This window comes from Vreelandella sp. L-25 (genome assembly GCF_056857535.1).
Window position 1 is genome coordinate 1 of sequence record NZ_JBSXNH010000047.1, and the last position, 6,403, is coordinate 6,403.

Consider the following 6,403-nt stretch of genomic DNA (forward strand, 5'->3'; position numbering starts at 1 on the left):
AAGCGCTTAGAGCACACAGGCGGGCGGATTCAGCGGAACGAAGCTCAGTCCAATAGTGGATGACAGGAACCGCCGTGGTACGGATCCGTATGCCCGGTGGTGTGAGAGGACGGGGGAGGCGACTCCCCCTCCTACTCGATCTTAGAAATCGATGCCTCGCCGGGCCTGAAGGCCGTTGTTAAAAGCGTGTCGCACCTCCTGCATGTCGGTCACGGTGTCGGCCATGGCCACCAGCTCACGGTGGGCATTTCGCCCGGTAATGATCACGGTTTGTTCCTGTGGACGGTCCAGTAGCGCCTGTTTGACCGTGGCGATATCGAGATAGCCAAACTTCAGCATGTAGGTGAGTTCGTCCAACACCACGAGATACATCTCGGGGTCTGCCAGCATTTTCTGCGCTTCTTGCCAGACCTCCAGACAGGCGGCGGTGTCCGCTTCGCGATTTTGCGTATCCCAGGTAAAGCCGGTTGCCATGATAGCGACGCTCAAATGAGGATCGTCTTCCAGCCGATTGCGCTCGCCACACTCCCATAACCCCTTGATGAACTGCACCACGCCTACTTTGTAGCCATAACCCAGCGCGCGCGTGACGGTGCCCCAGGCGGCGGTGGTTTTGCCTTTTCCGTTGCCCGTGTTGATGAGCAGCATTCCGCGCTGCTCGGTGGCATTGGCGACTTTTTCGTCCACTCGCGCTTTGAGTTTTTCCATCGATGCTTTATGGCGGGTATCGCGATCACTCATGGTCTCTCCTCGTTGAAAGAGTACAGGGCTATGTCAGCAGGTTACGACAGAGGCGCACAATTTAACATCGCCCTGAGAGGTGTTTGTATAGCTTTTAAGCTTGATGTGACCGGCTTGCAGAGTTTTTGTCCAGCTTTTTCTAAGAGAATTGGCCGGTTGGGGGCTTGCTGCTCTAGAATGGTGGGTCATGTCTTGTCAGGAATAGTGTCATGCCCTCATTTGATATCGTGTCAGAATTCGATCAGCACGAAGCCGCCAATGCGGTTGACCAAGCAAACCGTGAAGTCCAGTCACGGTTTGACTTTAAAGGCGTTGATGCCAGCTTCACGTTGGAAGGCGATAAGGTGCTGCTTGAGGCCGAAGTAGATTTCCAGCTCAAGCAAATGCTGGACGTGCTGCGTAACCGACTGATTGCCCGCGGTATCGACGCACGTTGCATGGACGTTAAAGACGCGGTGCTGTCTGGTGTGAAGGCGCGCCAGGAAGTAGAGCTCAAGCAGGGCCTCGACCAAGCAGAAGCCAAAGATGTGGTAAAGCGTATCAAAGGCAGTAAGTTGAAAGTACAGGCTCAAATTCAGGGCGAGAAGGTGCGCGTAACGGGTAAAAAGCGCGATGATTTGCAGAGTGTGATGGCACTACTGCACGGTGAAGAGGGGCCTGATTTGCCGCTGCAGTTTGATAATTTCCGCGATTAACGATTATAAGAAATATTCATTGAGTAGCGCAGCGTTTGCGCTACTCGACTACTTAAAGCTTACAGGAGTTTCGCATTATGTCTGATCCGCAGCCGGTTTATTTAAGCGACTATCAGCCGCCCGCCTACCAAGTGACCCATACCGAGCTGACGTTTGATCTTGACCCCACCGCGACCCGTGTTAAAGCACGCCTTACCGTAGAGCGCCACGCCAGTGCTGAACAAACTACGCCGCTGGTGCTGAACGGCGAACACCTGACGCTGCACGCGCTCGCGATCAACGGCCAGGCGCTCGCTGAGGCCGATTACCAGCTCACCGATGAGACGCTCACCATTCCAAGTGTTCCGGCAGCGTTTACCCTGGAGAGCGAAGTCGAGATTTCTCCTAGCAGTAACACTGCCTTAGAAGGGCTGTATCAATCGAGCGGCATGTACTGCACGCAGTGCGAAGCGGAAGGATTTCGCCGCATCACCTATTACCCTGACCGCCCGGATGTTATGGCTACGTTTAAGGTCACCGTGATAGGTGATGCGCAGCGGGAGCCGGTGCTGTTGGCGAACGGTAACCCAGTTGATCAGGGCACCTTAGAGAGCGGCCGGCACTTTGTGACCTGGGAAGATCCGCACCCCAAGCCCTGCTATCTTTTTGCGCTGGTGGCAGGCGATTTAACCAAGGTCGAAGATCACTTCACCACCATGAGTGGCCGTAACGTGACGTTACAGCTCTGGGTGGAGCAAGAGAATCTCGATAAGACCGACCACGCCATGGCCTCGCTAAAGCGGGCAATGACTTGGGATGAAGAGACCTACGGCCGCGAGTATGACTTAGATCTGTTTATGATCGTGGCGGTGAATGACTTCAATATGGGGGCGATGGAGAACAAAGGATTAAACATCTTTAACTCCGCTGCCGTGCTGACCCACCCCAATACCGCCACCGATGCGGCGTTTCAGAATGTCGAAAGCATTGTGGCCCACGAATACTTCCACAACTGGTCGGGGAATCGCGTGACGTGCCGCGACTGGTTCCAGCTCTCGCTAAAAGAAGGTTTTACGGTCTTCCGCGATCAGTGTTTTTCTGCGGATATCAATTCAGCCCCCGTCAAGCGCATTCAAGACGTCTCGTTTTTCCGCACCGCGCAATTTGCCGAAGATGCAGGTCCCACGGCGCATCCGATTCGTCCGGATCACTATATCGAGATCACCAACTTCTACACCCTGACCATTTATGAAAAAGGGGCGGAAGTTGTGCGCATGCTGCGTAACCTGCTGGGCTGGGAGGCCTTCCGCCGTGGCTCGGATCTCTATTTCGAGCGCTTTGACGGTCAGGCCGTGACGATTGAAGACTTCGTGGGCTGCATGGCCGAGGTGTCGGGCATCGATTTAAGCCAGTTCATGCGCTGGTACTCCCAGGCGGGCACGCCGGAAATCGATGCCCACGGTGAGTACGACTACGCCAACGCCGAGTACCATTTGACGCTGCGCCAGCGTACCCCCGCCACTCCCGGCCAGCCCGACAAGCAGCCGCTGCATATTCCTGTGCGCATGGGCCTGGTGGGCACCAAATCCGGTCAGGATCTTACTCTGACGCTTGAAGGTGAAAAGCTGGGTAAGGACGCGGTCATTCACCTGACCGACGATGAGCAGACCTTCATCTTCACCGATGTGGCAGAGGCGCCGGTTCCATCGCTGCTGCGCGACTTCTCCGCCCCAGTAAAACTGCACTTCCCATACTCTCGCGAAGATTTGGCCTTTCTGTTGACCCACGATAGCGATGGTTTCAACCGCTGGGACGCGGGGCAAAGGCTCGCACTGTTGGCGCTGGATGACTTGATCGCCGCCCACCGCAACGGGGTAGAGAAGGTCATGGATAGCCGGGTGGTAGAAGCCTTTAGAACGCTCCTGACTTCCTCCATGGATGACAAGGCGGTACTGGCTGAGATGCTAACGCTGCCATCGGAAGCCTACATCGCCGAGCAGCAGCCGATTGTCGATGTGGATGCGATTCACGCCGCGCGTGAGTTTGTGCGCCAATCCTTGGCCCAGGCGCTGCGTGATGAATTTATCGCCGTGTATAAAGAGAATGGCACTGATGAAGCTTATGCGCCGACGCCTGAACAAATTGCCCAGCGTAGTCTCAAAAACATAGCGCTATCTTACTTAATGTCCATTGAGGACGACGAGAGTGTGGCACTTTGTGAAGCGCAGTTTGCCGCTGATCATAATATGACCGATGTACGCCATGCGTTGACACTGTTAGTACACAGCGACCGTGATGATTTGGCTAACCCCGCGCTGAAAGCGTTTGGTGAAAAGTGGGCACACGACCCGCTTGTGATGGATCAATGGTTTACGATTCAGGTATCGCGCCCTCAGCCGGACGTATTGGAGCGCGTAAAGTACCTAATGCAGCACCCAGCGTTCTCCATCAAGAACCCCAACAAGGTGCGTGCGTTAGTAGGTGCCTTTGCGCAAAATCGGGTCAATTTCCATCGCTTGGATGGCAAAGGGTACGCGCTGTTGGCAGATGTGGTGATTGAGCTAAACCGCCTGAATCCAGAGATTGCCGCGCGGTTAATCACCCCCTTAACCCGCTGGCAGCGTTTTGATGAAGCGCGTCAGCAGTTAATGCGTGCGGAGCTAGAGCGGATCAAACAAGAACCGCTGTCGTCCAACGTGTTCGAGGTGGTCGAGAAAGCGCTGGCATAACGTGCATCCAGTGAATTAACCATGGAGAGGGAAGACACCGGTGACAGATTCACAGCAGTGTTATTTACTGATTATTAACGGTCAGTCTGCCGGAAATCCGGCGCTACGCGAGGCCGTTGAAGCGCAGCGCAAGGCAGGGACGCCGATGATTGTTCGCGCTACTTGGGAAGGTGGCGATGCCGCCGAGTTTGCGGCCCAAGCCGTTGAACTAGGAGCTACCAGTGTGATCGCCTGTGGCGGCGATGGCACGGTAAACGAAGTGGTTAACGGGCTAATGCGCACCCCCCATGACCATCGTCCGAGCTTGGGCGTGGTGCCGATGGGCAGCGCGAATGATTTTGCCACTTCGGTGGGGTTACCTTTGAAGCCGGATCGCGCACTGGCGGATGCCGTTCGCTTGCCGTCTGCGCCCATCGATGTGATTCGTATGACGGCAGAAACCAGTGGCGAACCGTCGGTATGCTATTACATCAATATGACCACTGGTGGTTTCGGCGCAGAAATCACCTCCTCTACCCCCAAAACGTTAAAACGCATGTTAGGGGGAGGAGCCTACTCACTGATGGGGGCGCTCAAGGCGTGGCGGCATCGCAGTTATCGCGGCACGTTGCACTGGGGCGATCATGAGCAGGCCGCGTCACTGCTGCTGCTGGCACTGGGCAATGGGCGTCAATCGGGTGGGGGGCAGGTGCTGGCCCCTCGTGCCAAGCTTGATGATGGGCGATTGGACGTTCTGCTAGTCAAAGAGTTTCATTCGGTGACGGAGCTCCCTGCGCTGCTCGGCGAGCTACAGCAGTTCCCCGCAGAAGGGCGTTATGTGCGCTACTTCACTGCCAGCCAGTTGACCGTTACCACTCGGTCCGATGATGAACCTTGGCCGCTGACCCTGGATGGTGAGGCAAAACGCTATCAACGATTCACCGTTGAAGTCGTCCCGCTAGCGTTGAAGGTACGCTTACCAGAAGGCTGTTCGCTGTTGTCTGCCAACGACCGCCACTAATGAATTCGAACCATTAAGGAGCATGACTCGATGAGCTACCGTGTATGGATGCCGCTACTGGCCAGTTTGGCCCTACTGCTGAGTGCCTGCGGCGACAGTCAAGAAGAGGCAAATGTCGTACCGGAAGAGAGCGCGGCCGAGCAGCCCAGTGAGACGCTAGCCGCTGCACCTGACACCAGTAGTGACGATGTTCCTTCGCCCTCCCAGGTGGAAGACGACATTGAACGTCAGGCGTCCGAGCCTTCCAATGTTCAGGAAGACCTGTCTTCCACCGTCAGTGAGTCAACTTCGGAGCCCCTGCAGGCGGACGAAGAGACGCTGGCCGCCGACCCCGACGAAGCCCTTGACGAAGCCAGCGCAATGCCGGGTGAAACCACGCGTTCTGATGTCGATGACGTGATTGCCGAGACTGAGCGTCGTTTCGAAGAGGCACAGCGTCAGTTGGAGCAACAGTTTCAAGAAATCGAGCAGCAGTCGCCCGAACTGGCACCCATGGAGAACGATCCCATCGAGCCAAGCTGGGAGCGCGAAAGCAGTTTACCCGAAGGTTCTTCCGTGGAAGGTGGGTTAGAAGCGAAAGATGTGGATGCGCTCATCGAAGATACCGAACGTCAATTCGAAGAGGCCCAGCAGCGCCTAGAAGAGCAGTTCCAAGCCTTGGAGAGTGAGCGCCCCAGCAGTGACGATAGCGAAGCGCAAGAGGCCGAAAGCTCCTCGGATGACACGTTGGATACATCGTCTTAAGAAGTAAACCCCAACCTATAAAAAAAGGCCCGTATTCCGGGCCTTTATCCATTCGGTGCGGTTCAAGCAACGCGAATGTTGGAGGCCTGAAGGCCTTTTTTACCCTGAGTCACCTCGAAACTGACTTTCTGACCATCTTGCAGGGTCTTAAAACCTTCAGCTTGAATTTCGGAGAAGTGGGCAAAGAGATCGTCACCGCCGTCATCGGGAGAGATGAAGCCGTAACCTTTGGTGTCGTTGAACCACTTGACAGTGCCAGTTGCCATCGTTCATATCCTTAACGTGCTTAATGATTGAGCAGGTGGCTCATTGCCTACCTACCAAATCCACTTTAGAAGCAAATAATCAGCACGTCCAGTAGTGACGTGGTTAAGATTTTTTGGGTATACGGATTTAATGGTTGATGGGGCACCTTCACCCCATCAATCTGATACCACCCTCAGATGGTTGATAGATCGACTCCGTAGTTGAGTTCCTCTGCGAAGTCCGGCAGTCCGTAACCGATGGTTTTCTTG

The 6,403-nt window shown here is 55.3% G+C and carries 6 protein-coding genes; 4 read left to right on the forward strand and 2 right to left on the reverse strand.

From position 1 onward, the window contains the following. Positions 1-141 precede the first annotated feature (141 nt). On the reverse strand, positions 142-741 hold the full coding sequence (gene cobO, locus AC13CN_RS04855) for a cob(I)yrinic acid a,c-diamide adenosyltransferase (RefSeq protein ID WP_062361200.1): 600 nt from the start codon (positions 739-741) through the stop codon (positions 142-144). Between the two features lie 209 nt (positions 742-950). On the opposite strand from cobO, the gene AC13CN_RS04860 reads away from it, so the two are divergent. The 4 genes from AC13CN_RS04860 (at position 951) to AC13CN_RS04875 (ending at position 5,888) form a co-directional block, all read left to right on the forward strand. Beyond that, complete coding sequence (locus AC13CN_RS04860; RefSeq protein WP_228219433.1) at positions 951-1,436, forward strand: YajQ family cyclic di-GMP-binding protein; 486 nt, start codon at positions 951-953, stop codon at positions 1,434-1,436. Between the two features lie 77 nt (positions 1,437-1,513). After that, a complete protein-coding gene (gene pepN / locus AC13CN_RS04865) occupies positions 1,514-4,144 on the forward strand; it encodes an aminopeptidase N (protein ID WP_483053040.1) in 2,631 nt (876 codons plus the stop codon). A 40-nt stretch (positions 4,145-4,184) separates the two neighbouring features. Beyond that, a complete protein-coding gene (gene yegS, locus AC13CN_RS04870) occupies positions 4,185-5,144 on the forward strand; it encodes a lipid kinase YegS (RefSeq protein WP_483053041.1) in 960 nt (319 codons plus the stop codon). A gap of 30 nt (positions 5,145-5,174) precedes the next feature. Then, on the forward strand, positions 5,175-5,888 hold the full coding sequence (locus AC13CN_RS04875; protein WP_474188884.1) for a hypothetical protein: 714 nt from the start codon (positions 5,175-5,177) through the stop codon (positions 5,886-5,888). 62 nt (positions 5,889-5,950) lie between these two features. On the opposite strand, the gene AC13CN_RS04880 is transcribed toward AC13CN_RS04875, so the two are convergent. Further along, a complete protein-coding gene (locus tag AC13CN_RS04880; RefSeq protein ID WP_044630763.1) occupies positions 5,951-6,154 on the reverse strand; it encodes a cold-shock protein in 204 nt (67 codons plus the stop codon). Positions 6,155-6,403 lie beyond the last annotated feature (249 nt).